At 65.2% G+C, this 26,256-nt stretch carries 19 protein-coding genes; 8 read left to right on the forward strand and 11 right to left on the reverse strand.

The annotated features are described in order from the left end of the window. The first annotated feature begins 78 nt into the window (after positions 1–78). On the forward strand, positions 79–477 hold the full coding sequence (locus L6639_RS34855; protein WP_237866134.1) for a hypothetical protein: 399 nt from the start codon (positions 79–81) through the stop codon (positions 475–477). Between the two features lie 46 nt (positions 478–523). Here the strand turns inward: L6639_RS34855 and L6639_RS34860 are convergent, their stop codons facing one another. The 4 genes from L6639_RS34860 to L6639_RS34875 all read right to left on the reverse strand — a co-directional run bounded on the left by L6639_RS34860 (position 524) and on the right by L6639_RS34875 (position 7,214). Beyond that, a complete protein-coding gene (locus L6639_RS34860; protein WP_237866135.1) occupies positions 524–769 on the reverse strand; it encodes a hypothetical protein in 246 nt (81 codons plus the stop codon). Positions 770–794: 25 nt separating this feature from the next. Continuing rightward, the gene (locus tag L6639_RS34865; protein ID WP_237866136.1) at positions 795–1,919 is read right to left on the reverse strand and encodes a DUF2336 domain-containing protein; all 1,125 of its coding nucleotides are present in this window, start codon (positions 1,917–1,919) and stop codon (positions 795–797) included. A 272-nt stretch (positions 1,920–2,191) separates the two neighbouring features. Beyond that, the gene (locus L6639_RS34870) at positions 2,192–5,824 is read right to left on the reverse strand and encodes an AsmA family protein (protein ID WP_237866137.1); all 3,633 of its coding nucleotides are present in this window, start codon (positions 5,822–5,824) and stop codon (positions 2,192–2,194) included. A 157-nt stretch (positions 5,825–5,981) separates the two neighbouring features. Beyond that, the gene (locus tag L6639_RS34875; RefSeq protein WP_237866138.1) at positions 5,982–7,214 is read right to left on the reverse strand and encodes a cytochrome P450; all 1,233 of its coding nucleotides are present in this window, start codon (positions 7,212–7,214) and stop codon (positions 5,982–5,984) included. Between the two features lie 131 nt (positions 7,215–7,345). Here L6639_RS34875 and L6639_RS34880 point away from each other — a divergent pair, with 131 nt between their 5' ends. The 3 genes from L6639_RS34880 to L6639_RS34890 all read left to right on the forward strand — a co-directional run bounded on the left by L6639_RS34880 (position 7,346) and on the right by L6639_RS34890 (position 8,954). Next, positions 7,346–7,957 (forward strand): TetR/AcrR family transcriptional regulator, encoded by a 612-nt coding sequence (locus tag L6639_RS34880; protein WP_237866139.1) that lies wholly within the window; start codon positions 7,346–7,348, stop codon positions 7,955–7,957. A 157-nt stretch (positions 7,958–8,114) separates the two neighbouring features. Next, positions 8,115–8,396, forward strand: coding sequence for a hypothetical protein (locus tag L6639_RS34885; protein ID WP_237866140.1), 282 nt, complete (start codon positions 8,115–8,117; stop codon positions 8,394–8,396). A gap of 108 nt (positions 8,397–8,504) precedes the next feature. Beyond that, the gene (locus tag L6639_RS34890) at positions 8,505–8,954 is read left to right on the forward strand and encodes an ester cyclase (RefSeq protein ID WP_237866141.1); all 450 of its coding nucleotides are present in this window, start codon (positions 8,505–8,507) and stop codon (positions 8,952–8,954) included. A gap of 84 nt (positions 8,955–9,038) precedes the next feature. On the opposite strand, the gene L6639_RS34895 is transcribed toward L6639_RS34890, so the two are convergent. From L6639_RS34895 to L6639_RS34905, 3 genes are all read right to left on the reverse strand, one after another. Then, the gene (locus L6639_RS34895) at positions 9,039–11,624 is read right to left on the reverse strand and encodes an EAL domain-containing protein (protein ID WP_237866142.1); all 2,586 of its coding nucleotides are present in this window, start codon (positions 11,622–11,624) and stop codon (positions 9,039–9,041) included. A 157-nt stretch (positions 11,625–11,781) separates the two neighbouring features. After that, positions 11,782–13,083 carry an MFS transporter gene (locus L6639_RS34900; RefSeq protein WP_237866188.1) on the reverse strand — a complete coding sequence of 434 codons (1,302 nt, stop codon included), beginning with the start codon at positions 13,081–13,083 and terminating at the stop codon, positions 11,782–11,784. 90 nt (positions 13,084–13,173) lie between these two features. Continuing rightward, positions 13,174–15,603, reverse strand: a complete 2,430-nt coding sequence (locus L6639_RS34905) for a bifunctional diguanylate cyclase/phosphodiesterase (protein WP_237866143.1) — start codon at positions 15,601–15,603, stop codon at positions 13,174–13,176. A gap of 285 nt (positions 15,604–15,888) precedes the next feature. Between L6639_RS34905 and L6639_RS34910 the strand changes: the two genes are divergently transcribed. After that, complete coding sequence (locus tag L6639_RS34910) at positions 15,889–17,055, forward strand: ABC transporter substrate-binding protein (protein ID WP_237866144.1); 1,167 nt, start codon at positions 15,889–15,891, stop codon at positions 17,053–17,055. A 6-nt stretch (positions 17,056–17,061) separates the two neighbouring features. On the opposite strand, the gene L6639_RS34915 is transcribed toward L6639_RS34910, so the two are convergent. The 4 genes from L6639_RS34915 to L6639_RS34930 all read right to left on the reverse strand — a co-directional run bounded on the left by L6639_RS34915 (position 17,062) and on the right by L6639_RS34930 (position 21,726). After that, a complete protein-coding gene (locus tag L6639_RS34915) occupies positions 17,062–18,039 on the reverse strand; it encodes an NAD(P)-dependent oxidoreductase (protein WP_237866145.1) in 978 nt (325 codons plus the stop codon). A gap of 13 nt (positions 18,040–18,052) precedes the next feature. After that, positions 18,053–19,906, reverse strand: a complete 1,854-nt coding sequence (locus L6639_RS34920; protein WP_237866146.1) for a TRAP transporter large permease — start codon at positions 19,904–19,906, stop codon at positions 18,053–18,055. A gap of 7 nt (positions 19,907–19,913) precedes the next feature. After that, positions 19,914–20,945, reverse strand: a complete 1,032-nt coding sequence (locus L6639_RS34925; RefSeq protein ID WP_237866147.1) for a TRAP transporter substrate-binding protein — start codon at positions 20,943–20,945, stop codon at positions 19,914–19,916. Between the two features lie 337 nt (positions 20,946–21,282). After that, positions 21,283–21,726 (reverse strand): DoxX family protein, encoded by a 444-nt coding sequence (locus L6639_RS34930; RefSeq protein WP_237866148.1) that lies wholly within the window; start codon positions 21,724–21,726, stop codon positions 21,283–21,285. 95 nt (positions 21,727–21,821) lie between these two features. Between L6639_RS34930 and L6639_RS34935 the strand changes: the two genes are divergently transcribed. The 3 genes from L6639_RS34935 to L6639_RS34945 all read left to right on the forward strand — a co-directional run bounded on the left by L6639_RS34935 (position 21,822) and on the right by L6639_RS34945 (position 26,252). Beyond that, complete coding sequence (locus tag L6639_RS34935; RefSeq protein WP_237866149.1) at positions 21,822–22,742, forward strand: LysR family transcriptional regulator; 921 nt, start codon at positions 21,822–21,824, stop codon at positions 22,740–22,742. Between the two features lie 149 nt (positions 22,743–22,891). Further along, entirely contained in the window at positions 22,892–24,385 is a 1,494-nt protein-coding gene (locus L6639_RS34940) for a caspase family protein (RefSeq protein WP_237866150.1), read from the forward strand. Positions 24,386–24,584: 199 nt separating this feature from the next. Next, positions 24,585–26,252, forward strand: coding sequence for a SulP family inorganic anion transporter (locus L6639_RS34945; protein ID WP_237866151.1), 1,668 nt, complete (start codon positions 24,585–24,587; stop codon positions 26,250–26,252). Positions 26,253–26,256 lie beyond the last annotated feature (4 nt).

Here is a 26,256-nt window from a genome sequence, read left to right on the forward strand (position 1 = left end):
CATGACGGCCGGGCCAGCGATTCGGCCCGGCCGAATTTTTATGCGCGCGAGGGCCGCAAAAAGACCACTGGGATTTGAATGGCTTTCCGGCAATCGACTGTCTATGGTCTGACCATGTCGCGCATCTCATGTCTGTTTATTGCTGCCATCCTGTCGCTGCTGCCGGCCTTTGCGCCGACCGAGGCCGTCGCAAAGAAGCCCAAGCAAAGCTGGCATGGCTATGGCTTCCTGCCGGGCTATCGCCAGCCGCTCAGCAACAGCCAGCCGATCTTCATGCAGAAGAACGGCTTTCGTCGTTATGCGCGCGAAAACCAACGCCCCTGGTACATCGATCCGGTGCCGGCCTATTACCGCTACTTCGACGGCGAATGGCATTATTTCGGCCGGCCCGGCTTTGGCGGCTCTCGCTACAATGGCGGCAGCTTCGGACCGTGCTGGACGCGGACGCCGATCGGCGCGATCTGGAATTGCGGCTAAGCAGGCTCTCGTCGAGCGCCCGCAAGCAAGACTGAGCTTTGCTTGCTTACCTGAAATATCCGACCACGAGATCGGTGTCCGCACTGGCGGCGACCGTGCCGTTCAGCTCGGCGTCGATCACGCGGCGGCAGGCTTCGATCGCGGCGTGGTCGCCGAGGTCGTTGGCGGCTTCCAGCACGAGCCATGCGGCGTCGACTGTGGCCTTCTCCGGAGCCGCCCCGCCCGTCTCGGCGGGAAGCGGCTTGGCGAGGCTCTTGTTCTTGCGAACTGCGGTGCCGAATTGAGGCAACATTGCAAATACTCCCTCGATATCCCGCTCAGTGAACCTGGAGCTCAGGCTGACGACCCGTGGCGGGATCGGCGCCGGCGCTGTTCTTGCGCGACTGGTAGAATTTCAGAATGCTGCGCGAGGTCTCGATCTTCAGCCGGCTGAAATCGCGCTCGTTGTCGTGGAGCTCGCGCGCCGTGATCAAATGATCCTTGGCGCCGAGGAACAACAGCGACATCGTCGTGTCCCAGGAGAAGTCGAGCGCCTTGCACAGCACAAGGATCATCTCGCGGTTACGATCCATCAGCGCGCGCTCGATCACGTCGACCGGGAGCGAGGACAACAATGACAGGCCGATCTGGACCTCGTCGAAGCGATGCTGGCGCGCATAGTTCGAGATCGAGACCTGGTTGAGGTTGCCCTGCCGGTACTGCGTCGTCACCACGCGTTTGGCGACGAAGTAGCTGCGCGAGGACGGGCCGAACTTTGACTGCAGATCGCCGGTGACCTCGGTCACCGAGCTCTGGATCTGCGACATCATCTCCGGGCGCTCGGTCCCGAGCCGGCGGCGGACGTCCTCCGATGCCTTGGAGATGAGCTGCTGGAAGATGTGGCGCGGCACGTCCTTGCGCAGGCCAAGTTGTTCAGCAAGAATCGAATCGCCCTCGGCGCGGCGGACCATGTGCAGCAGGCCCGAGCCGGAGAAGCGCGCACCCTCGTTCCTGGCGACCGAGGTGACAACCTCCTGGTTACCACGCTTGACGAGAACGTCGGTCACAGCCTCGCCGATCGCCTCGCGCTGGGAGATCGCGAGCAGATGTGCCTGGCCCTTGGTCATGGCGCTTTCGACCAGCACCTTCTCGCCGATCCGGTTGGAGTCGCGCAGCACGGGGCCGGCGACCGCGATCTCGTCGTCGAGCGCGAGCTTCTCGATGACGTTGAGCGGCGCGTGATCGCAGCCTGCCATCAATTCGGAGAGCTGCGTTCGCGCGGCGACCTCGATTTCGTCCGCAAGCCGGCCGATGACCTCGCCGAACATGCTGATCTCGTCGTCGACGTAGCGACCTGTGATCAGAAGATCAGTCGCATGCCACAACGCCTTTGCCCGGCTCTCGTCTGTGCCGCGCGCGATTGCGTCGTCCAGATCCTGCAGAAGCGTCTTCGCCCCATCCATGTCGATAACCCCAATTCTTGGTCCAGTTCCTGGCGAGCCATCCTGCCGATGCGGGCAGGACGCCGGATTCCTCTGGGAGCCACACTAGGGAACAAACGCGAGAATCCAGTAAAACCGTCACATCAGTTTTGCAGACAAAAATTCGTTCAAATGCGAGCGAATGTGGTTACCGGGGCGTAAGGCTGCTCACCTCTCCCGTAGGGAGAGGTGAGGACCGACAGAGAGAGAGAGAGAGAGAGAGAGATAGAGCCCCAGCGGATTGCTGCTCCACGTTACGGATTCTGTGGCGTCAGGATCAGCGGCGGCTTCGGCCGGGGCTTTGCGGGCGGCGGGCCCGGGGCGGGCCGCACGTCGATCGGCGGCGGCAAGGGGGCGACCTGCTGGCTCGCCAGCGGCGGGCTTGGCACGGCGGGCGCGGCAAGCGGAGGCTTCGGCGTCGGTGCGACCTTGGGCTCGACCTTCGCCTTCGGCGGCGCGCGGCGCGGATCGCGGCCGGGCATCGGCACGTCGGTCAGCGACGGCTCGGGTACGGGCTCGGGCGAGACCAGCGTCGGCAGCGCGGCGGTCGCCGGCGGCGGCTCACCGCGCTCGATGGCGTCGAGCCGGCGCGTCTCGCGGTCGATCGTGCGCACCGCAAGCCACGACGACAGCGGCGTGAGATCGACGGTGCGGCTGAGCTTGTCGGGGGGACCTGCCGCAAACAGCTGGATCTCCGGCGGCGCGCCTGAGAGGCCGGTCATGATCGGCGTCAGGCTGGCGCGGATATCGGCCTGGTCGGCGGGGATGTCGTAACCGCCGGAGACAATGGCATGGGCGTTCTTCGCTTCCAGCGGCGTTGCGCCGACGCGCAGGCGACCGTCGCGGATCGTGAACGGGATCTGCGCCGAGGCGACCGCGATAGGGGCCGCAGACAATGCGGGCTCGACCAGCTGACGCAGCCTGGCGTCGTCGGAGACCTGGCCGCCGTCGCTGGCGCGGATGGCAATCTCGAAGGCGCGCGGATTGAGGCCGCTGATCTCGGCCGCATCGAGCGTCACCGTGCCGTTACCGGCGAGCGCGCCTGTCAGCGCCGAGACGCTGCGGCCCTGGCTCGTCAGCGTCATCTGGGCCGAGGCGCGGCCCTTGGGCAGCGCAAGATCGCGGTAACGCAGCGAGGCCGCATCGACATTGGTGAGATCGAGATGCGCGTTCAGCGCCAGACCGTTGGGGCCGTTGCGCGCGTCGAGGCTTGCGGTCATCTCGCCGCCGCCAAGGCCGCCCTTGAGCGTATCGAAGGCGAGCGACTGACCGTCGCTCCTGAGCGTGCCGCTGAACGGACGGATCTCGATTCCACCGGGCAGGTTGCCGCGCAACGCCTGGAATGCGATGCGGCCGCGCCAGCCGCTGACAAGGCCCGCACTCAACGGCTCGCCGCTGCCGCGCCCGGCAGCGCCCACGGCAAGCGCGAGCGCCGGCATCAGGTCGAGCGTATCGAGCCCGACTTCGCCGTCGACGCTTTTCTCCTGGTCGAACGTCACGGCGAGATGGCCGCGCAGGCGCGAACCGGATGCGGTGCCGTCGAGATCGTCGAAGGTCAGGCGATTGCCTGACAGCGTGAGGCGGGAGGACAGGCTTACGGTCTGAGCCGATTTGTCGGCCGGAGCGGTCCCAAACAGCGGCGCCAGATTGGCGTTGCGTACACGCAGATTCACGTTTGCTTTCGGTTCTGCCGCCGACAAGTCGACGCTGCCTTGCGCATCCGCGTCCAGGCCGCCGCCACCGAGCTTTGCGTTCAGCTGCATCGGCTTGCGCCAGGCGCCGCTGAGCCTGCCCTCGATCTGCGAGGCGCCCTCGCCTGCGGCGACCATGCGATCGAGGCCGAGCAGCGCCGTCAGGGCGGTCGCCTGCGGCGTCGAGACTTTCGTCTCCAGCGTGAAGTCGCTACTGCGCAATTTGTCGATGTCGATGCCGTTGACATCAGCGACCTGGGGCTGCGCGGCGAACGTCGCGGAGGCCTTGAGCTGCGGTGCATCGAGGTCGAGCGCGACGCGCGCATCGCTGCGGTCGGCATGTTCGGCGTTCTTGTCGAGGCTGAGATTGAGCGTCAGGCGCGTCGCGCCCGGCAAGGCCGGGATGGCATCGAAGCGCGCGCGGACCGCAGGCGCGATCGGCTCCAGCAGCGCCGTGAGATCGCGCAGCGAATTGGCCGAGGATTTCAGTGCGAGCTTGCCGGTGGCCCTGGTGCGGTCAAAACTGCCTGATGCCTCCGTGGTCACGCCGCTGGCCTGGCCGAACCGCAATTGCTCAAGCGACAGCGCCGTCGGGCCGTAGCCCAGCCTGGCCGCGAACGGCCGCAACTCCTGCCCCGACGAGATCGCGCGGCCGATCTCGAGCGAGAGTTTCGCCTCCTCCGGCCATTCGCCTTGCGGACCTGCGAGCGCGCGGACAAAGCTCGCGGCGGCATCGAGATCGAGACGATCCGCCTTCAGCTCCGCATCGATCCGCGAGCCCTTGTTGGCGCCCGTTTGCACGAAGGCGATCCGTCCCTCGACGGTGCCACCTTCGATATCGGCCTTCAGCCCGTCGATGGCCAGATGGTTGGCGGCGATCGTCAAATTGCCGTTGAGGCGGAGCGGCCGCGTGCTGCGCCTGATAATTTCGCTGCGGCCCTGGAGCCAGGCCATGAGCGTATCGGGATCGGAGGATTCGACGCCGAGGCGGCCGCTAAAACTGTCGGCGCCGGGCGCGGCGCCGTTGAGCGAAACCTGCGTCATGCCAGGTGCGCGCAGGTCGAGCCGCTGAAAGGTCCAGGACCGGCCATCGGTCTGAAGCTCGGTCGTGATGTTCTGGAGCGGACGGCCGCCCAGCATGATCTGGTCGGAGTTGAACTCGATCTGCGCCGGGATCGGCGCCTGCGGGATCGCGGCAAGGCCGGCGCGCAGGGCCGGAAGGATGCGCAGCGGCTCGGCATCGGCGCGACCGGCGAGCTTGTCGGCATCGACCTGCCGCGCCGACAGCACCGCACGCAACAGCGGCGAGGCGCCGAACCTGAGGTCGCCGACGCCGCCGACCTTCAGCGGGCTGTCTTCGGGGCCGAAGCTCGCGTCGATCTGGTCGAACTTGGCACCGGCCGGATCGGCCTTGAGTTTTGCGGCGAGCTTCCAGGGCGTCGGCCCCGCCTCGCCTGCCTTCTTCGGTGGCGGCACGGCCAGCGTCAGCGCGCCATCGAATTTCGGCAGGCGGTTGTCGAAGGCAAGCACGCCTTCGAGATCGGCCAGAATGGCGCGCTCGCCGGGATCGATATTGAGGTGCACGCGGGTGGCGCTGCCGTCGGGGCTGGGACCGGAGGAGACGCGGAACGGATAGCGCACGCCATTGGCGTTGAAATTGCCGTCGCCCCGCACCGAGCCTGCGAGCGAGCGGACGTCGCCGGAGAAGACGATGTCGTTGAGCTCGAGCGTCGAGCGGCTGGCGGCATCGTGGAGGGCGATGCGGCCGGTGAGGTTGAGCCGCTCGATGGCGAGCGAGGCGAGATTGAAGGTGCCGGTCGCGGTGGAGGGCAGATCGACCTTGCCCTTGGCGTCGAGGCCGAGGTCCACCGCCATACCACCGACCGAGAGCTCGGTGGCGCGCCATTCGCCGCGCATCAGCGAGCTCAGACTGAACTCGACGTCGAGCTTGTCGGCGCGCAGGCGTCCGAGATCGTTGTTGCCGCCGAAGGTGACCGAACGCAGCCGCAATTTCGGCGCCGGCAACAGCCGCGCATCGAGCTCGCCGGCCACGCGCACCGGGACGCCGATGATTCGGGTCGCCTCTGCCTCGAACTGGGGCCGGAACTGGTTCCAGTCGACGAAATATGGCCCGATCAGCGCGGCCAGCAGCGCTACGATGAAGGCAATCGCCAATCCGAGCAGCGTCGTCTGCACGGGTCTCCCCTCGGCCAAGCCGGCACCCGGGTCAAACCCAAGCTGACAAACCAAGCTTCAGGCGCGCCGGAACAGCCCCTTATATAGGGGGAAGTGTGGCGAAGTCACAGCGACTGTTGCGCGCGGCGGTTAATGCCCCAAGCCTTACTAACAGGCCTCACCAGCTCGCCGGAAGCTGCTTCAGGCCCCGCAGCACGAAGGTCGGACGCCATTCCGGGTTCTCGACGTCGTCGATGCGCAAATCCGGCAGGCGCCGCAGCAGCGTGGCGATGGCGATCTCGGCCTCGATGCGCGCCAATTGGGCCCCCAGGCAGAAATGGATGCCGCCGCCGAACGACAGCGGCCGGACGTTCGGCCTGGTGATATCGAGCCTCTCGGGGTGATCAGGGTAAACCGCCGGGTCGTGATTGGCCGAGCCGAGCAGGCAGAGCACGGTCTCGCCCTTGGGGATTTTCTTGCCGCCGAGATCGTCAATCTCCTCCAGCGCGACGCGGCCGGTCATCTGCACCGAGGAATCGTAACGCAGGAATTCCTCGATCGCGTTGGTGATCAGGTCCGGCCGCGCCTTCAGGAGCGCGAGCTGGTCCGGATTGCGATGCAGCGCGAGCAGGCCGTTGCCGATCAGATTGACCGTCGTCTCGTGGCCGGCACCGAACAGCAGGATGATGTTCGCCGTCAGCTCCTCATTGGTGAGCTTGTTGCCGTCCTCCTCGGCCTGCACCAGCTGGGTGATGAGATCGTCCCCGGGAGTCTTGCGGCGCAGCTCGAACAGCTGCTGGAAATACATCTGCGCCATCGTGGTGGCGGCGTTACCCTTCGCGATCTCCTCCGATGTCATCGGCACCGGGTCGAGCAGCCGCCCGCCGTCGCGCGAGCTCTTGTAGAAGACCTCGCGATGATCCTCAGGGATGCCGAGCATCTCGCAGATGATGGTGACAGGCAGGCGGAAGGCGAAATCCTCGATCAGGTCCATATGACCGCGGTCGATCACGGCATTGATGGTCTGGTCGACGATCTCCTGGATACGCGGCCGCATGTCCTCGACGCGGCGGGCGGTGAAGGCCTTCACGACGAGGCCGCGCAGGCGGGTGTGGTCGGGCGGATCGGCCTGCAGCATCCAGTGCCCCATGCTGCGGAACACCGGCTCCTTCATGATGTCGGGGCCATAGCGGCGCGTCGTGCGCTCCACGAAATCCTTGCCGAAACGCTTGTCACGCATCACCAGGCTGACATCGGCATGGCGGCTGGCCACGAACTGGCCGAACGGCGTGACGTGGATCGGGTCGATCGTGCGCAGCCGGTCGTAATGCGGATAGGGATTGCGAATGAAGTCCGGCGCCAGCGGATTGAACAGGGGATCGCTGGCGACGCTCTGAACTTGCTCGTTCATGGTGACCTCACATCGGTTGCCGCATGACACGATACGCCGGTTGCAGCCCCGGAGCCGGCGTAACCATCCCTGATGAATTATCAACTCGATACATTGTTGTATCGAGTTGCATTTTGCCCTAAACTGCTGCGATGTCAAGGCTGAGGACCAGGCCGACCAGGGACGACACGCGCGAGGCGCTGTTCGAGGCGGCCGCACGCGTGTTCGAGCAGGACGGCATCGGCGGCGCCAGCATAGAGGCGATCGCGGCCGAGGCAGGCTTCACCCGCGGCGCGTTCTATTCGAACTTCAACAGCAAGGACGAGCTCATCTTCGCCATGCTCGAGGACCATGTCGAGCAATCGATCCGGCGCAACATGGAGATCCTGGCGCAACACAAAAACCTCGACGACTTCATCGCGGCGCTGAAGACGATGGACCGCGCCCGGCAGGACCCCCTCGCCCGCTCGCCGCTGCTGCATATCGAGATGATCCTGTTCGTCGCGCGCGCCGAGAAGCGTCGCCCGGAACTTGCAAAACGCCTGCGCGCGCGGCGCAAGCTGATCGCCGATATCGTCGAGGCGACCTTGAAGGACAGCGCCAAAGGCGAGACGTTGAACCCGCCCTGGATGGCTTCGGTCGTGCTGGCGCTGGAAGATGGCTTTCGCCTGCACCGGCTGATCGATCCCGAGACCACGCCGGCCGACAGCTTTCTGCGCGCGATAAGCGATTTGCGACGCAGGACGGGATTGGCGTCGGACTAGGGCGCGCCAGCGACGCGCGATATCGTGTGTTCTCGCAAACGAGGATGCGTCTTCGAAAGAGCCGCGCTTTGTCGCGCGGGATAGTTTTTCGAACGCATTCGTAGCGGCGGGCGCTGCCGGCGGTCGCGCGTCACACCGGCACCGAAAGGAACTTCCAATGGCCTTCCTGTCAAAGACGACCATCGCAACGGCTGCGTTCGCGATCATCTCTAGCCAGGCGTTCTCGGAAGCGTGCTGGGATTTCAAATCCGACACCGCCTACATGTATCGCGGGCCGGGGCAAATGAGCGTCCGGGAATTCGGAGGCGACCGTCGCAGCGCGATCATGAAGTACGCGGCGAAAGTACCGAAGAACACCGTGTTCTTCATGAAGGACGGCGAGCTCTATTCTGCGGCGGGGATGTCGGAGAATTCGCTGAACGAGCTTCATATGGAATGACGGACGCAGCAAGGCGGCCACGACATCGGGAATCGGGTGGGCCGGCGGCCATGACATCGTCATAACTTCTCATGGTGGGCGCCAAAGCGCACAACAGGAGAAGTGACCGTGTCGATTGAAGACGACAACAAGGCCATCGTTGGCCAGTGGTTCACGAAGTTCTGGGGCAAGACCTGCGACCTCGGAATTGTCGATGAACTGGCAGCGCCAGATATGCTGCTGCAATACTCGCTGCACGAGCCGCGGCGTGGGCGCGACGACATCAAGGCGTTCATGACGGACTTTCGGAAAGCGTTCCCCGATCTCAATTTCTGGGGCGCTGCCGATCTCATCGCCGAAGGCGACTATGTCGTCGGCCGATGGGAAGGCGGAGGCACGCATACCGGGCCGGCGTTCGGCGACTTCCTGGCAGGATCGCTGCCGGCCAACACCGGCCGCAAGATGAAGTTCACCGGCACGACCGTGTTGAAACTCAAGGACGGAAAGATCCTCGAGGAAATCGGTCTTGACGACGGGGTTACGGCCTTGCAGCAGCTCGGCCTCATCCGCGCCGCGTGAAGCGCAAATTGCCCTGTGCCGGGCGGAGACCTCAACGAACACACCGGCGACCTCGAGGTCGCCGGTGTCATATTGGAACGCGCGCTACGCCGACCGCTTCACCGCAACCACATCCGCAGGCTTGACATCCAGCCGGCCCAGCATCGCCCGTGCCTGCTCGGCACAGTGCTCGATCAGCCAGCGCTCGAAGGCAACAGGCGCGAGCGCAGGGGCGTAGAAGAAGCCTTGCACGACGTCGCAGCCGAGCTCGGCCAGCATCTTGCGCTGGCCTTCGGTCTCGACGCCTTCGGCGACGACGGTCATGCCGAGGCCCTGGCCGACGCGCACCACGGCGGTGGCGATCGCCAGTGCGCCCGCGTCACGCTCGATGTCGCGCATGAAACTGCGATCGATCTTGATCTCGCGGATCGGCAGATGGGCGAGCCGGCTGAGGCTCGAATAGCCGGTGCCGAAATCATCCACGGACAGGCCGATGCCGAGCGCGCGAATCGCGTGCATCGTCTCCAGCGCGGCGGCGCCGTCCTGCATGAAGGTCCCTTCGGTGATCTCCAGCATCAACGCATCCGGCGGCAGATCGTATTCGGCGAGGACGTCCTCGAGCCGTGCGGCCAGCGCGACGTGGCGGAAATTGATCGGCGACAAATTCACCGAGACGCTGGGAATGTTGAGCCCGGCGCGACGCCAGGCCGCCATCTGCCGGCAGGCCTCGCGCACCGACCACAGGCCGATCTGCTCGATCAGGCCGCATTCTTCGGCGAGCGGGATGAATTTGGCCGGCGAGACATCGCCGAGCACGGCGTCGTGCCAGCGCGCCAGCGCTTCGACACCGTGGATGGCGCCGTCGCAGCTGCGAATCTGCGGCTGGTAGCTGAGGCTGAGCGCGCCCTCGGCAATGGCGCGGCGGAGCGCTGCGATCATCGCCAGCCGCTGTTCGGTCAGGCCGTTCATTTCGGCGTTGAACATGCGATGAGTCGAACGGCCCGCCTGCTTGGCCATATACATGGCGGCATCGGCCTGCTGCATCAGCGTGTCGATATCGGTGGCGTGGTCGGGATAGAGGCTGATGCCGATGCTGGCCGACATCGGCATCAGCTTCGATCCGAGCCGCAACGGCGCGGTCAGCGCTTCCGTGATGCGAGCAGCGATCTGCTCGGCACCCTCGGCATTGCGATGCGGCAGCAGGATGACGAACTCGTCGCCGCCGAGCCGGCCCAGCATGTCTTCAGGCCCGATCTGCTCGCGCAGGCGCTGCGCGAGCTGGATCAGAAGCTCGTCGCCGGCGGCATGGCCGAGCGTGTCGTTGACGTCCTTGAAGTGATCGACGTCGAGGAAGGCCAGCGCGACATGGCTGCCGGTCGGACAGGCGTTGATCGCGGTCGTGATCAGGTGTCGCAATTGCGCGCGGTTGGGCAGGCCGGTGAGAATATCGTGATAGGCAAGCCGCGCGATCTCGGCGCGCGCTTCCTTGCGTTCGATGGCGAAGGCGCCGAGGTCGACGCAGGCATCGACAATGCGCCGGTGCCAATTGCTCGGCGCGCGAGGCTCGCGATAGTAGAATGCGAAGGTGGCAATAACCCGGCCGTCCTTGGCCTTGACCGGGGTCGACCAGCACGCACGCAAGCCGGTCGCCAGCGGCATGGTCTTGTAAGGTTGCCAGCGCGGATCGGTGTCGAGATCTTCAGCCAACACCGGTTCGCCATAGAAGGCGGCGGTGCCGCAGGAGCCGACATTGGGGCCGATCGCGATGCCGTCCAGCGCGCGGGAATAGTCCGCGGGCAAGCTCGGACCGCCGAGCGGATGAATCAGGCCTGCGGCATCGACATGCAGCAGCGAGCAGACGACGTCGGGCGCGATCTCCTCGACGCGGCGGCAGAGCCGGTCGGCAATCTCGGTGATCGGCACCTCGTCGGCGAGCGCGCTCATGATGAGCTGCTGCAGCGAGCGCAACTGCCGGCTCTCGGTGATGTCTTCGACCAGTGCGAAGATGTGCTTGGCGCGGCCTTTGTTGTCGCGGAAGGCGTCGATCCGGGCGGAAATCCAGATCTCCTCGCCATCCTTGTTATAGACCAGTGTCTCGACCTCGCCGCGCCGGCCGCCGTCGAGGAGCCGCTTGACGAGCTTGGCAATGGCGGTGCGGTTGGTGTGGCATCCGGCGATCAGCTCACCTGCGCGGCGGCCCTCGGCCTCCTCGCTGGTGTAGCCGAACAGCGTCGTGAAAGAGGAATTGACGTAGAGGATGTTCTGCTCGACGTCGGTGACGATCACCGCGCGATTGGTCTGGTCCGAGACTGCGTTGAGCAGCCCGATCCTGACGCGACGCTCGGCGTCGGCGGTGACGTCGCGCGCGAACACGATGTAATGGGTGGCGCCGTTTATGGTCGTTGAGGACAACGCGATCGTGGCCTTGATCCGGCTGCCGTCGCGCCGCACCAGGCTGATCTCGTCGCGAAAGTCCACGACCGGATCGGCGTGAAGACATTTGAGGGTGAGAATGGCGGCATCGCCGCCGAGCACCTCGGCACGAGCGAGCTTCCAGATCCGCTCAGCGCCGGCGTTGAAATAGGTGATGCGATGCGCATCGTCGACGATGACGATGCCGTCGTCGGCGCATTCGAGCACGGCGCGCAGCACGTCGGGCATTTCGGTCACGGAGCAGTCGGAGGCAGACATCGTTGAACCCGGCAGCATCAGCAAGATACGGCAATCGGCTCCAGGTTAACGCGTCGATGGTGTCCAAGACCTTTTTGCAACCGACCCGCGTTCGGCCAAGCCGCGACATGCTTAACAGTCCGCGAAAGATGCAGAGGTAATCCAGTGCGAGTGGAACCTATTCCGCGCCAGTTCCCGCCCGGAGCGTGTGAAGCCGGCCGGCCACGGCCCGCACTTTGCCCGGCGAGGCCCGCCAGACCGACAGCGCCGACAGGAGGCTTACGAGGATGGCGATGGCAAAGGCGAACGTATAATTCCCAGTGCGGTCGTAGAGCAGGCCTGTCACCCATGGCCCGGCCGCCCCGCCCGCCAATGCCGCGAGCATGATCATGCCGAAGATGCTGCCCTGTTGGCGGCCCTGAAAAATCTCGAACACCACTGCGCCCATGATCGAGGTGAGCCCGTAGCCGAGCGCGCCTTGCGTGAACACCATCAGCCAGACCAGCCAGACCGAGGGCTGGTATTTCAGCGCGATCAGCGCCGCGAAGCAGATCGCAAAACCCACACAGCTGATGGCCCAGACCCATTCCCGCCCGATCCGGTCGGAGATGTGGCCGAGGAAGATCTGGCCGGGGATACCAAGCAGGCTGACGGCACCGAGCGCCCAGACCGCAACGCTCGGGCTGAAGCCGATGTCGAGCAAGAATTTGGTCTGGTGCACCTGCACCGCGTACCAGATGTACAGGCCGCAGAAATAACCGAGCGCGATCCACCAGAAGCGCGCGGTCGCAACCGCCCGCTTCAGCGTCCAGTCGGTGGCGGCCCAGTCCGGATCGACGATGTTGGAGACCGGCTTTGCGGCGCCTGTGACCGGCGCGGCGTCGCCGTCGGGTTGCAGGCCGATGTCTTCGGGGCGCTTGTGCAGCAGCAGATTGATCGGCGTCAGCACGACCAGGATCATCAGGCCCATCGCGGTGCAGGCGGTGCGCCAGCCGGTCTGCTCGATCAAATGCTGCACCCACGGCAGCAGCGTGATCGAGCCGATGCCGACGCCGGCGAACGCAATGCCGATGGCAAAGCCGCGCTTGCGGATGAACCAGTTCGGCAGGAACAGCGACTGGCCGGAATAACCGAGACACACGGAACCGGCTCCGACCATGACGCCGATCGTCAGATAGAGATGCCAGGGCTGGCTGGTCAGCGGTGCGAGCAGCAGCCCGCCGCCCATCAGCAGCACCCCGAGCTCCATCACCGCGCGCGGGCCGGCGCGGTCCATCAGCCGTCCGATCAGCGGGCTGGCCACGGCAGAGGCAACGAAACCGAAGGAGAACGCGCCCGCAGTCACGCCGCGCTCCCAGCCGAACTCGGCAATGATCGGCGGAAAGAACAGCGAGAAGGAGGTGCGCGCGTTGACGCCGATCGCCATGGTGACGAATGTCACAGCAACCACGACCCAGCCGTAGAAGAACGGAAGCCGCATTTTTCTTTGTTTCACCCCTAGACGATCCTTCGGACCATCTGGGGACGGCGGGGTCAAGCGATTTTCGCGAATGCCGGATGCGTGGCGCGCTCAGGCCGCGTCGCGCCGCGAGCCTTCGGAGGACCCATCAAGCTCAATCTGGTCGATCGGCAGCGGACGCCCGAACAGATAGCCTTGCGCGAAGTTGACTCCGAGCGCCTTCAGACGCTCGAACTCCTCTGGTGTCTCGACGCCTTCGGCGGTGACCGACATGTCGAGCCCGCGCGCCAGTGTCACGATCGAGGAGATGATCGCGGAACTGCGCGGCTGGTACGTGAGATTGCGGATGAACGATTTGTCGATCTTGATCTTGTCGAACGGAAATGCGGTGAGATAGCTCAGCGAGGAATAGCCGGTGCCAAAATCGTCGAGCGCGAGCTCGACGCCGATGCTCTTCAGCCGCTCCATAAAGGCGTGATTCTCGGCGCCGCGCTCCAGCAGAACGGATTCGGTGATCTCGATCTCGAGGCGCTCCGGTGACAGGCCGGAATCCCGCAGTGCCATGGTGATGACGTCGAACAGATCCGCTTCCTTGAACTGGATCGGCGACAGGTTCACCGCGACCATCAGGTCGGACGGCCAGCCGGCCGCATCCGCGCAGGCGCGACGCAGCACGAATTCGCCGAGCGGCACGATCAGCCCGGTCTCCTCCGCGAGCGCTATGAACTGATCGGGCGGGATCAGCCCGCGGGTCGGATGCCGCCAGCGCACCAGTGCCTCGAAGCCGCGCCGAGCGCCGGTGCTGGCATCCATGAACGGCTGATAGTGCACCTCGAGCTGGCAGAGCGCGATGGCGTCGCGCAGGTCCCCCTCCAGCGTGTTGCGCGCCTCGAGCTCGGCCGACATCGCCTCGTCATAGATGGTGAAGCAGTTGCGGCCGGCCGATTTCGAGCGATAGAGCGCAAGGTCGGCCTTCTTCAGCAGTTGCTCCTGGTCGCTGCCGTGATCCGGCGCGACGGCAATGCCGATGCTGGTGCCGATCTCGACGCGATGTCCGGGCAGCAGGAATGGCTCGGCGACCAGCTTGGCGATCCGCGCCGCGAGTTCGGTCGAAGCGGCGCGCTGATCCTCGCAGCCCTCCTGGATGATGGCGAATTCGTCGCCGCCGAGCCGCGCCAGCACGTCGGTGGCGCGCACCGCAGATTTCAGCCGTTGCGCCACCAGGCGCAGCAGCGCATCACCAGCACCATGACCGAGGGAATCGTTGACGTTCTTGAAGCGGTCGAGATCGAGCATCAGGATCGAGAAGGACCAGCCGCCGTGCTCCAGCTGGCCGTTGAGCTCGTCGAGCCGGGTCAGGAAGAAGGCGCGGTTCGGCAATCCGGTCAGCACGTCGGTCTGCGCCAGCTCCAGCACGCGCCGGTTGGCCAGCGACAGTCGCCGCGAATTGCGGCTGGCGAGCATCAGATAGGTCGACAGCGACAACGTCAGCAGCATGCCGACCATCAGCACGGCGCCGGCGCGGTCATAGCTCGTCTCCAGCGGGCCGCCGGCCGTCGGAATTGCCCGTACTTGCCAATCGGCGTCGCCGATCTTGAGGCCGCCCGACCAGTGCCGGCCGCGCGCGACATCGCGCATCGACTGCGGTGCGTCCGCTGCGGAAGCGTAGTCGGGCAGCATGCCCTCCAGGCTGATGATCCGGGCGCTGTAGGGTTGATAGACGTTGATGCTGACCGCCGGGCTCGCGCCGGTCCTGACACGGATGGCCTGCATCAGCAGGGGCAGGTCGAAGATGCCGACAACGAAGCCCGAGATATTGCGGCGGCGGTCGGCGACGGCGTCGCGCGAGGTCCCCTTGGCGTAGACGGGCACGATCACGAGTACGTTCGGCAATTGGCCGGCGCCGTTCCGGGCATAGAGCTCGGTGCGGATCGCGGCAATGTTGTCATTGTCCCGGGCGCGCTCGAGCGCGACCTTGCGGTCAGGCACGCTCATATAGTCCATGCCGTAGACACGCGATGTCTTGGCCTGCGTCGAGTAGAAGATCGGAAAGTATTCCTCGGCCTGCGGCGCAGTGGCGAAGTCGCCACCTTGGAGCGCCTTGATGTGATAGCCGGATACGCCGTCGGCAATCGCGGCCGCCTCGTATTCGGTGCGCTCCTTGCGGGTGATCCGCGGCAGCCAGCCGATCCGCAACAGGCCGGGATAACGTTCGAACAGCTTGCCGCTGAACGTCTCGAACTCGCTGCGGGTGACGCCCTCGTTGGAGGATTCGAACAGGGTGCGCAGCGCCACGAGCCGGCTGATATATTCGTTCATGCCGTTCTGCATGACGATGGCCTGCGTCTCGGCCGCGTTCTCGAACTCGATCTTATTGACGCGGTCTTCCCAGCGCGCCACCGCAGCGGCGCCCGCAAGCGAGAACAGCAGGCCAACGGCAGCCGCGACCAGCGCAGGGCGATGAAGGCCGAGCAGCGCCGCAACGCGCCACCGTCCAGTCATACGCTTTCGATCCTGATCGTTCTGATCGCGATCGCTCATCTTGATTCCGAAACGTCCCCTCGGCGCGCCAGCAGTACCTTGGGTTGAGCCGCCGTGGGGACTATCGGACAAGGAATGGGGTTAAAAACTGCACAATGTCGGAACCGACCCGCCGCGCATTGCGCGGTGTAGTTAACGATTGATCCGCGCATTCCCGCAATCTGACGGCCAATTACCGCATTTACCCGGAATCCTACGGATCATCTTCTCGAGGCCGGTTAGCGCCCTGTTCAGCCTGCGCGCCTATTGTAGCCACGACTTTTCCAGCTTCCGGCGAACTCTCTCATGAAACGACCGCGCGCAGCGCTAGGCATCGCGCTTGCCGCCGCGCTGCTGGCAGCGGCAATGCCAACGGCAAGAGCCGACGAAGTCGGCGTCAGCGAGGACGCGATCCTGTTCGGCCAGGCGGCGGTGCTCGAAGGTCCCTCCTCCCAACTTGGTCAACGCATGCGGCACGGCATCGTCGCGGCGTTCACTGAAGTCAATGCCAATGGCGGCATTCACGGCCGCAAGCTCCAGCTCATCAGCCGCGACGACGGCTACGACCCTGATCGTTCGGTGGTCCAGACGCTGCGGCTGATCGAGGACGACAAGGTGTTCGCGCTGATCGGCGCGGTGGGTACACCGACTGCGATGGCGACGATCCCGATCACGAGCGCCCGCGAAGTGCCGTTCATCGGACCACTCAGCGGGGCCGCACTGCTGCGCGACGTGGAACTGACGAATGTCGTGAACATCCGCGCCAGTTACGGCGCGGAGACGGAGACCATCATCGGGCATCTCACCGAGGATCGCCACTTCACCCGGATCGGCATCTTCTACCAGGACGATTCCTTCGGCCGTGACGGGCTCAGGGGTGTGAAGAACGCGCTCGCCAAACGCGGCCTCGAGCTCGCCGCCGAAGGCACTTTCGAACGCAACACCCGCGCGGTCGGCGCGGCCTGGCGCACGATCAAACGCGCCGAGCCCGAGGCGATCGTCATGGTCGGGACCTACGGCCCCAGTGCAGAGTTCATCAAGCTCGCACACCGCAGCGGCGTCTATCCGACATTCGTCAACATCTCCTTCGTCGGCGCGACCGCGCTCGCCAAGGAGCTCGGCCCGGACGGGGAAGGCGTCGTCGTCGCGCAGGTCGTGCCGTTCCCCTGGGATCGTTCGATCAAGCTCGTGGCTGACTACCAGGCGGCGCAGACCGCGTTTGATCCCACGCTGGCACCAGACTTCGTGGCACTCGAAGGTTATCTCTCCGGCCGCCTCGTGGCGGCTGCGCTGGAAAAAGTCGGACCGAATCCGACCCGCGCCGGCCTGTTACGCACGATCAGCGATATCGGCCGCTTCGACATCAGCGGCAGCATTGTCACCGTTGGCGCGCGCGCGATCGAGACGCCGCCAAAGGTGTTTCTCACCGTGATTCAGAAGGACGGGACGTTCAAGCCGGTGGACCGGCTGTAGGTCAGTTCACGACCGCCGCGTCCAGCGTTCGGCGTTGACCGCGCCTTGCGGCGCTTCGCCCTTGATGATGGCATCGACCTGCCGCACCGTCTCCAGCGACTGGTATTCGATCGCCTGCGGCGTCAGGCCGCCGACATGCGGCGTGGCAATGACACCAGGGAACTTCGCCAGCTCCGGTGTCGGCATCTGGTCGGGCGCACGGCCGACATCCATCGCAGCGCCGGCGATGCGGTTCTCCAGCAGCGCCTTGGCGAGCGCCGCCTCGTCGACCAGATTGCCGCGCGAGAGATTGATGAAGACGGCATGCATCTGCATGCGCGCCAACGCTGCCTCTCCGATCAGCTTCTCGGTCTGCTCGTTGGCGATGGCGAGGCACACGACGTAGTCCGAGGCCGCGAGCAGCTCGTCGAGCGCGACATGCCGGATCGCGCTGTCGCTGACATCAGCGAAGGGATCGGCCACCAGCACCTGCATGTGCAGCACCTTCGCGATCTCGGCAAGATAGCGCCCGATGCTGCCATAACCGATGATGCCAATCGTGCTGCCGGCAAGCTGCCGGCCCATCCGCGCCTCCGGCTTGCGGCCAGCGTGGTAGTCGGCCGTCGCTCGCGACACGCCGCGCGACAAATCGACCATGAAGCCGACCGCGAGCTCGGCGACCGCCTGCACGAAGCCGGGACCGGCGCGCGTCACCAGCACGCCAGCTTGCGAGGCCGCCTCGACATCGACGTTCCTGATATCGACCGCACAGCGCACGAAGGCTCGCAGGCGCGGCAATTGCCCAAAAATCTCGCCGCGGCCCTCGGTCATGCGATCGGCGACGATGATGTCGGCGTCCTTGGCCGCATTGACGAGGTTCGCCGAGTCGAGCGCCTGGTCACCTTCGTGCAGGATCACCTCGGCGATGGCGCGCAAGCCGTTCAGGCTGCGATCACCATAGTAATTGCGGCGCATCTCCGGCGTGTGGGCCAGCAGGACTTTCACGGGTAGCACTCCTTCAATAGCCAAACGCGCGCGGCAAGGCGGTGCTCAGCCATGGCACGAAAGCGATCACCAGCAGGCACAGGAACAACAGGCCGAGATAGCCGAGGATCGGCTTCACCGTCTGCTCGATCGGCACATTGCCGATCAGGCAGGCGCCGTAGAGCCCGAGCCCCAGCGGCGGCGCGAACAGGCCGACGCCCATCGCAATCACGAGCACGACGCCGAAATGCAGGGGATCGATGCCGAGCTGCACTGCCACCGGCAACAGCAGCGGCCCGAAAATGATCAGCGCGGCCGCCCCTTCCAGCACCGAGCCCATCACGATCAGCACGGCGATGGCGAGCAGGATGAACAGCCACGTGCCGCTCGTCTTGGACAGGCCCAGCATGAAGTCGCCGACCGCATGCGGCACCTGCTGCAAGGTCAGCGTGAACGCCAGCGATTGCGCCGCGGCGACGATGAACAGCACCAGGCCCGCACGCGTTGCAGCCTGCACGAAACTCTGCGCCGCCGATCTGAGGCTGAGCTCGCGGAACACCACGCTGCCGACGACAAGCGCATAGGCGACGGCGAATGCGGAGATTTCCGTGGCCGTGGCAAAGCCGCTCTTGAAGCCGAAGAAGATCATGAAGATCAGGCCGAACGATGCGATCGCGCCGCTCCAGAGGCCCGAGACCGCAACCTGCGGTTCGACCTCCTCGGCGTCATCAGGCGTCTTGCCTGACATGATGGAGAAGGCGATCAGCACCGCCGCCATCAGCGCCGCGGGCAGCAGGCCTGCCATGAACAGACCGCCGATCGAAAGGTTTGCGACAAAGCCCAGAATGATCAGATTGATGCAGGGCGGAATGGTCTCCGCCATCACCGCGGACGCCGCGAGCAGCGCCACCGCGCTGCCCGGATTCTGCTTCGAGCGGCGCGCTGCCGGGATCAGCACCGAGCCGACGGCGGCAACATCAGCCATCTTCGAACCTGATATGCCGGAGAACAGCACCATCGAGGCGACCATCACGACATTCAGGCCGCCGCGCATGCGGCCGACCGCGCGCTGCAGCAGCTCGATCAGGCGTACCGACATGCCGTTGGCTTCCATGAGGTAGCCGACGAGGATGAAGAACGGAATTGCCAGCAGCACGAAATTGTCGATGCCGCGCGCCATCTGCTGGGCGAAGATGACGCCGGGCAGCGCGCCCTCGACCCAGATGAAGATCAGCGCGGCCAGCGCCAGCGCAAAGCCGATCGGCAGGCCGCCGAACAGCGTCGCGAAGAAGCCGATCAGCATCAAGGTGCCCGCCGACGGCACCGAGGACGGCGACAGAGTGTCCCATGCGAGATAGAGGCCGGTGACGACGGCGACTGCGACGAGGCCCCTGGCAATCTCCGGCAGCGATCGCGCGCAGAGATGATCGATCGCGAACACCGTCATGAACAGCGCGCCGATGCCCATCGGGTAGAATGTCAATTCCAGCGGCAGGCCCGAGCCGGTTGTCTGTCCTGATGTCAGCGAGCCCAGCTTGATCGCGTTATAGGCGACATAACCGGAGATCAGCACGACGAGCAGGCTGCTTGCCGCATCGACCAGCGTGCGCAGCCGCATCGGCAGCAGATCACGGAAGAAGGACACGCCGACATTCTCGCCGCGCGCCAGCGCACTCGCCGCGCCGAAGAAGGCCGATCCGACCATCAATCCGCGCGCGACGTCATCGGACCATTCGACCGGAGCGTTGAAAAAGAAGCGCAGCAGCACCGATCCGCAGACGACCGCGAGATCGGCGGCCAAAAGGATGGCCGCGATCGCGTCGCTGCAACGAAGCAGCAACCCGATGCCCCCGCGGCGGCCGCTCGGGAGCGATACGGCTTCTGCCATCGCCATCTCAGGCTTGCGTCGAACGAATGATGTCGATCACGGCCTTGGACTCCGGCCGCGCCTTGATGAAGTTATCGATCTGCGGCGCCACGCGCTTCTTGAAGGCCTCGCGATCGCATTCGGCTACCGTCACGCCCTTCTCGGTCAAGGCCGTCAGCGCCTCTTTCTCGACCGCAAGCCCGTGGGCCCGCGTGTCGACCGCGGCCTTCTTGGCGGCGTCGAGGAAACCCTCGCGCAGCTTCGGATCCATGCGGTTGAACGTCATGTCGCTGAAATAGACCGCCAGCGGCGAGAAATTATGCTGCGTCAGCGCATAGGACTTTGCCGTCTCATAGAACTTGCTGGCAAGGATGGTCGGCGGATCGTGCTCGAGACCGTCGAGCACCCCGGCCTGCAGCGCCGTGTAGATTTCGCCGAACGCCAGCGGCGTCGCGGCAGCACCCATGAGGCGCAGGCATTCGGTGATGACGGGATTGGGCAGGGTGCGGATCTTGAGGCCGGCAAGATCCTCAGGCGTCTTCACCGGCTTCTTCGCGAGCACGCTGCGCGAGCCGAAATTATAGGCCCAGGCGATGATGCGGATGTTGCTGCCCTTGAGCAGCGCGTCCTCGATCGGCTTGGCCGCACCCGCGTCGAACGCCTTGGTCTGCTGCGGGAAGCTCGCGAACAGAAAGCCGAGATCGTAGGTGCCGACCAGCGGGACCAGATTGGCCGAGATCGACGAGCCCGAGATCATGAGGTCGATGACGCCGAGCTTCACCGAGTTGATGACGTCGATCTCCTGACCGAGCTGGTTGTCGGGGAAGAAGGCGACCTCGACCTGCTCGCCAAGCCCGTTGGCCTTAATCTGCTTCACGAGATTGTCGTAGTAGACGCGGCCGTTGGCGAATTTGGGATCGTTCGGCAGCGAGGAGGAGCATTTCAGCTTCAGCGTCGCAGCTTCGGCGCGGCCGATGATGGCGGGAGAGAGCACGAGGCCGGCGGTCAGCGCCGTCGACGACTTGATGAACGTGCGACGGCTGACGGGCACGAGGGTCATGATGTCTCTCCCCAATATGTTTTTATTTGCTGGCCACGGTCGTTGCCACGGCCTGTTGCGCGCAGAGTATGGCCAAAGCGACGAGGCAGGCAAGGCTTGCCGTCAAGCGCGATCCGCGTGCGAGCGGCAGGCACGCCAGCACGAATTGCTGGGAAATGCCTATATTTGCGGTTGTTTTCGATCATGCCGCATCGCGGCCGAACGGCTTCCATGCAAGATTGACGCAGATCGATCCAATTCAGGTATGGATCAATGCCGAACGCAGATTGATGGGCACGCAGCAAAAAGCTGCGGGACCGGAATCCCGCAGCTCTGCCTTTTTCAGCGATCGACGAGATCAGCGCGACGGCGCGACGCTCAGCTGTCCGTTCGCCGCCTCGACATCGCGCGAGGGCCGCAGCGCGAAGGCGCCATCGCCGAGCAGCGCCTGCGCGACCAGCGCGATCACCCAGAACGCCGGATATTCCCAGCCGCCCTTCGGATTGGTGAAAAAGAAACCGGCCGCACCATGCACGGTGAAGATCGCGCCGAGCAGAACGGGAATGCCGACCAGCGCCGCATAGCGGGTCCAGACGCCGAGAATCAGAGCAATGCCGCTGAGAACCTCCACGGTCATGACGACGTAGGCGAGCTCGGGCGGGAAGCCGAGGCTGCCGAAGAACTTTGCGGTGCCGGCGGGGGTGAAAACGAACAGTTTCAGGCCGGCATGGGCCAGGAACAGCGCGCCCAAGGTCACGCGCAGCACCAGCGCGGCGTAGGGAGCGGTACGGGAATCGATCATAGCAGTCTCCATTGTTACGCGATCTATGATCTATTCTCAGAAGAATGATAATCTGCTATTTTGGAATTATACTTCACACTATCAGAGTGAAATCGATGCTCGACCGGCTGACCAGCCTGGAAGTCTTCGCCAAGGTGGCGGCGAACGGCAGCCTGTCAGGCGCGGCCCGGGCGATGGGCCTGTCGCAGACCATGGTGACCAAACATGTCGCCTCGCTCGAGGCGCGGCTCGGCATCAGGCTGTTCCACCGCACCACGCGGCGGCTGTCGATCACCGAGGCCGGCCGGCTCTATCTGGAATCCTCCGAGCGGATTCTCGCCGACATGGAGACGGCCGACGCCGCGGTCGCGCGCGAGCGCGTCGAGCCGCGCGGCTCGCTGCGGGTCAACGTGCCCGTCGTGTTCGGCACACGCCAGATCGCACCGCTCATTGCCGACTTCTCGGAGCGTCATCCCGAGGTCACGATCGAGCTCGGCCTCAACGATCGTCTGGTCGATCTCGCCGAGGAAGGCTGGGACCTCGCGATCCGTATCGGCAAACTGCGTGACTCCAGCATGGTGGCGCGCAAGCTCGCGCCGAACCGCCTGGTCGTCTGCGCTGCCCCGTCCTATCTCGCCAAGCACGGCACGCCGCGCAGCGTGGCCGATCTCGCCGCGCATAATTGCCTCGGCTACACGCTGTCGCAGCAGGCAAGCGCTGCGGAATGGCTGTTCGGCGCGGATGGCGAGATCCGCGTCCAGATCTCCGGCAATCTGCGCGCCAACAATGGCGATGCGCTGCGCGCGGCGACGCTGGCTGGCCTTGGCCTCGCGCGACAGCCGACCTTCATCGTTGCCGACGATTTGCGCGCCGGCACGCTGGTCGCGCTTCCACTCGACCAGCCGGAGATGCAGTCATCTGCCGTGCATGCGGTCTACCTGCCCGATCGTCGCCCGCCGGCAAAAGTGCGCGCCTTCATCGATTTCCTCGCTGCGCGCTTTGCACCTGATCCACCATGGGATCGCGGGTTGTTCTGACAGTGCACGGCATGACGCGACGGCTGCGGCAGAGCCCCTGCCCCACTTTTCCGGATCATGCTCGAGCGTGAGCTAGCGCACAGACAGAGCAATGGCGGACGACTAGAAAAGGTGACATCCTCGCGCCCATTGCCAATGGAGGTGACATCATGCGCCGTCCAGTCCTTTGCAATTTGATTCTTGCCTCCGGTCTCCTTGCGCTCACCCAGTTGATGACGCCGACGGAAGCTGCGGCCGAAGCCCGGCTTGCGCTGGTGATCGGCCAGTCCGCCTATCGCACGGTGCCGGAGCTGCCCAACGCCGCCAATGATGCCAAAGGCATGGCCGAGCTGCTCGGCAATGCCGGCTTCACTGTCACGTCAGCACCGAACCTCGCGCAGAATGAGATGCGCCAGGCGATCTCGGACTTTGCCGGCAAGGTCAGCGCCAGCGGCGCCGACACCGTCGCGCTGGTGTTCTATGCCGGTCACGGCCTGCAGATCGACGGCGAGAACTATCTCGTTCCCGTCGATCTCGATCCCAAGCGCGAGGCGGACATCCCGCTCCAGGGCGTGCGGCTGAACGACATGCTCAACACCCTCGGCGCGCTGCCGACGCGGGCGCGCATCTTCATGCTGGATGCGTGCCGCAACAACCCGTTCCCGGCGCTCTCAGGCGCCGGCCACGGGCTCGCCATCGTCGACACCAAGGCCGGCGCGCCCGGCTCGTTCATCTCCTACTCGACCTCGCCCGGCGCCGAAGCCGAGGACGGCTCCGGTGCCGACAGTCCCTACACCACGGCAGCCCTGGCCGTCGCAAAGCAGCCGAACGTTCCGATCGAGGAAGTGTTCAAGCGCATCCGCATCGCCGTGGCGCAGTCGACCGACGGGCGTCAGATCCCCTGGGAAAGCTCGTCGCTGACGACCGACTTCAAGTTCTTCGGCGAGAGCAGCGGCCAGCCTGCAGCACCGGGCGCAAACGCGATGGCGCTCGCCAGCACCCCGCGCAGCGTCGCTGACTGGCGCAAGGATTTGCAGGGCAAGGATGCCAAGGTCGCCTATGATCTCGTGATCGCCGACGACACGGTGGAAGCCTATCAGGCCTATGTCGAACTGTACGCGCAGGATCTCCGCACGCCGCGCTTGCGCACAGTCATGGAGCGGCGGCGCCAGATGCTGGCATGGGACCGCGCGGTGGCGATCAACACCCGTGCGTCCTACGAGGCTTATCTGGCGAACTGGGACAACAGCGACCTCGCCGCGACCGCGCGCCGGCTCTTGCTGCGCGTGCAGAACCGCAATTATGTCTTACCGGTTGCCGCGGCTGCGGTCCCGGTCGCCGTCGCCATGGCGCCGACCTGCCCGTGCTCGGCCCCGACGCCGCCGGCATCGACGCCGGTCAACCCGACGATCGCCCCCATCATCAAGAAGCGCGTGGACGACACGCCGCCGCCGTCGAAGCGCAAGGTGGTCGACACGCCGCCGAAGCGCCGGCCGCCGCCTGACGAAGTCGTGGTCGAGCGTGCACCGCCCCAACAAGGCCCGCCGCCGGCCGCCATCATGCAAGGCATCGGCATCGGTGTCGGGATTGGCATGGGAATGGGCGGCGGAGGCCGTGGCGGAGAGATGGGACACGGCGATTACGGCCGCGGGAACAGATACTGAGATTATTGATCGTGAAGCGGAGGGCCACCTTGCCCTCCGTCATTGCGAGCGCAGCGAAGCAATCCAGAGTCTTTCCGCGGAGGGATTCTGGATTGCTTCGCTGCGCTCGCAATGACGATGGAGAGGCCGCTACCTGTCTCCCTTCCGGAAATGCTGTAGTCTGATGGGCCGATACGCACATTCCGGGGATTCGACATCGATGCCGCAAGACGCTCACGCCAAAGACTCATGGCCGCTGTTTCGATCGCTCGCGCCCTATGCCCTGCCCGGCGATCTCATGGCGGGACTGACGCTCGCGGCCATCGCCATCCCCGAGCAGATGGCGACCGCCCGGCTCGGCGGTTTTGCGCCGCAGATCGGCTTCTTCGCCTTCATGGCGGGATCGCTCGGTTTTGCGCTGCTCGGTGGCAATCGCTTCCTGTCCTGCGGCGCCGATTCCACGATCACGCCGATCTTCGCCGGCGGACTTGCTGCGCTAGCTACTACCGGCTCACCTGAATATCAGGGGCTTGCGATCGCGCTGGCCCTGATGGTCGGCGCCATGATGCTGGCTGGCGGCGCATTCCGGCTCGGCGGCATTGCGAACCTCCTGTCGATGCCGGTCATGGTCGGCTTCCTCGCCGGCATCTCCGTCCACATCATCGTGTCGCAATTGCCTGGAGTGCTGGGACTGGAATCGCCAGGTGGCCCGACGCTCGACCGCATCGGCGTGCTCGCGAGCGAGATCGGGCGCACCAATCCCATCACGTTCTGCATCGGCTTCGGCGTGCTGGCCGTGGTCTTCATTTCCGAGAACATCAGCGCAAAAATTCCCGGCGCGCTGATCGGCCTCGTCGGCGCAACGCTGGCCACCATCGCGCTAGGTCTCGAGAGCAAGGGCGTCAACGCGGTCGGCACTGTACCGGGCACGCTGCCACGACCGACCTTCCCTGATCTTGCGCCGGAGCTCTGGGTGCGGCTGGTGCCGCTCGCTTTTGTGATCACCGTTGTGGTGATGGTGCAGACTGCCGCGACGACGCGGTCCTTCCCGTCCGATCCCGACAAGCCCGCCGATGTTGATCGCGACTTCCTTGGCGCCGGCGCCGGCAGCGTGCTGTCAGGCCTGTTCGGCGCGTTTCCGGTCAATGCGAGCCCGCCGCGCACCGGCATCGTCGCCGAGACCGGCGGACAGTCGCAGCTCGCAGGCCTTGCCGCGGCGGCGATCGTGCTGGCGCTGCTCGCATTCGGTACCGGATTGCTGCGCCACGTTCCGGACGCCGCGCTTGGCGGCATCTTGCTGTTCGTGGCGCTACGGATCATCCGTGTGCAACAGATCGTGACGATCTATCGCCAGTCGTTCAGCGAGTTCCTGCTGATCGTCGCCACCGCGGCGCTGATCATCGTGCTGCCGATCCAGCAGGGCGCCTTCCTCGGCATCGTGCTGTCGTTGCTGCACGGCATCTGGAGTACGACGCGCGCGCGACTCGTCGAGTTCGAGCGCGTGCCGGGCACCACGATCTGGTGGCCCGCGCATCCGCACATCACCGGCGAGCGCGTGGCAGGCGTTGCCGTGATCGGGCTGCAGGCACCGCTGTCCTTTCTTAACGCGCCGGGTTTTCGCAGCGACGTGAGCAAGGTTCTGGGCACGGCGGCACCGCAATTGCTGGTGCTGGAGGCGAGCGGCATGGTCGAGATCGACTTCACCGCCGCGCAGATCCTGCTCGATGTCTTCAAGGTGTGCAACGCGCAAGGGGTCACGGTCGCACTGGCGCGGCTGGAATCAGTGCGGGCGCAGGACGCCTTCGAGCGCTTCCGCCTGTTCGAAGTCCTGCCGAAGGAGCACGTCTTCCACAGCGTGGACGAGGCCGTACACAAGCTCGCGAAATAGCTGC

Origin of the sequence: Bradyrhizobium zhengyangense, from assembly GCF_022012555.1 — a bacterium.
Classification (GTDB): domain Bacteria; phylum Pseudomonadota; class Alphaproteobacteria; order Rhizobiales; family Xanthobacteraceae; genus Bradyrhizobium; species Bradyrhizobium zhengyangense.

What these genes read in the sequence shown, in the direction of transcription:
- L6639_RS34880 (WP_237866139.1), top strand. Translation starts at nt 7,346, where the DNA reads ATGTCAAGGCTGAGGACCAGGCCGACCAGGGACGACACGCGCGAGGCG.
- L6639_RS34935 (WP_237866149.1), top strand. Translation starts at nt 21,822, where the DNA reads ATGCTCGACCGGCTGACCAGCCTGGAAGTCTTCGCCAAGGTGGCGGCG.
- L6639_RS34945 (WP_237866151.1), top strand. Translation starts at nt 24,585, where the DNA reads ATGCCGCAAGACGCTCACGCCAAAGACTCATGGCCGCTGTTTCGATCG.
- L6639_RS34855 (WP_237866134.1), top strand. Translation starts at nt 79, where the DNA reads ATGGCTTTCCGGCAATCGACTGTCTATGGTCTGACCATGTCGCGCATC.
- L6639_RS34910 (WP_237866144.1), top strand. Translation starts at nt 15,889, where the DNA reads ATGAAACGACCGCGCGCAGCGCTAGGCATCGCGCTTGCCGCCGCGCTG.
- L6639_RS34865 (WP_237866136.1), bottom strand. Translation starts at nt 1,919, where the DNA reads ATGGATGGGGCGAAGACGCTTCTGCAGGATCTGGACGACGCAATCGCG.
- L6639_RS34900 (WP_237866188.1), bottom strand. Translation starts at nt 13,083, where the DNA reads ATGCGGCTTCCGTTCTTCTACGGCTGGGTCGTGGTTGCTGTGACATTC.
- L6639_RS34905 (WP_237866143.1), bottom strand. Translation starts at nt 15,603, where the DNA reads ATGAGCGATCGCGATCAGAACGATCAGGATCGAAAGCGTATGACTGGA.
- L6639_RS34940 (WP_237866150.1), top strand. Translation starts at nt 22,892, where the DNA reads ATGCGCCGTCCAGTCCTTTGCAATTTGATTCTTGCCTCCGGTCTCCTT.
- L6639_RS34860 (WP_237866135.1), bottom strand. Translation starts at nt 769, where the DNA reads ATGTTGCCTCAATTCGGCACCGCAGTTCGCAAGAACAAGAGCCTCGCC.
- L6639_RS34920 (WP_237866146.1), bottom strand. Translation starts at nt 19,906, where the DNA reads ATGGCAGAAGCCGTATCGCTCCCGAGCGGCCGCCGCGGGGGCATCGGG.
- L6639_RS34875 (WP_237866138.1), bottom strand. Translation starts at nt 7,214, where the DNA reads ATGAACGAGCAAGTTCAGAGCGTCGCCAGCGATCCCCTGTTCAATCCG.
- L6639_RS34885 (WP_237866140.1), top strand. Translation starts at nt 8,115, where the DNA reads ATGGCCTTCCTGTCAAAGACGACCATCGCAACGGCTGCGTTCGCGATC.
- L6639_RS34930 (WP_237866148.1), bottom strand. Translation starts at nt 21,726, where the DNA reads ATGATCGATTCCCGTACCGCTCCCTACGCCGCGCTGGTGCTGCGCGTG.
- L6639_RS34895 (WP_237866142.1), bottom strand. Translation starts at nt 11,624, where the DNA reads ATGTCTGCCTCCGACTGCTCCGTGACCGAAATGCCCGACGTGCTGCGC.
- L6639_RS34925 (WP_237866147.1), bottom strand. Translation starts at nt 20,945, where the DNA reads ATGACCCTCGTGCCCGTCAGCCGTCGCACGTTCATCAAGTCGTCGACG.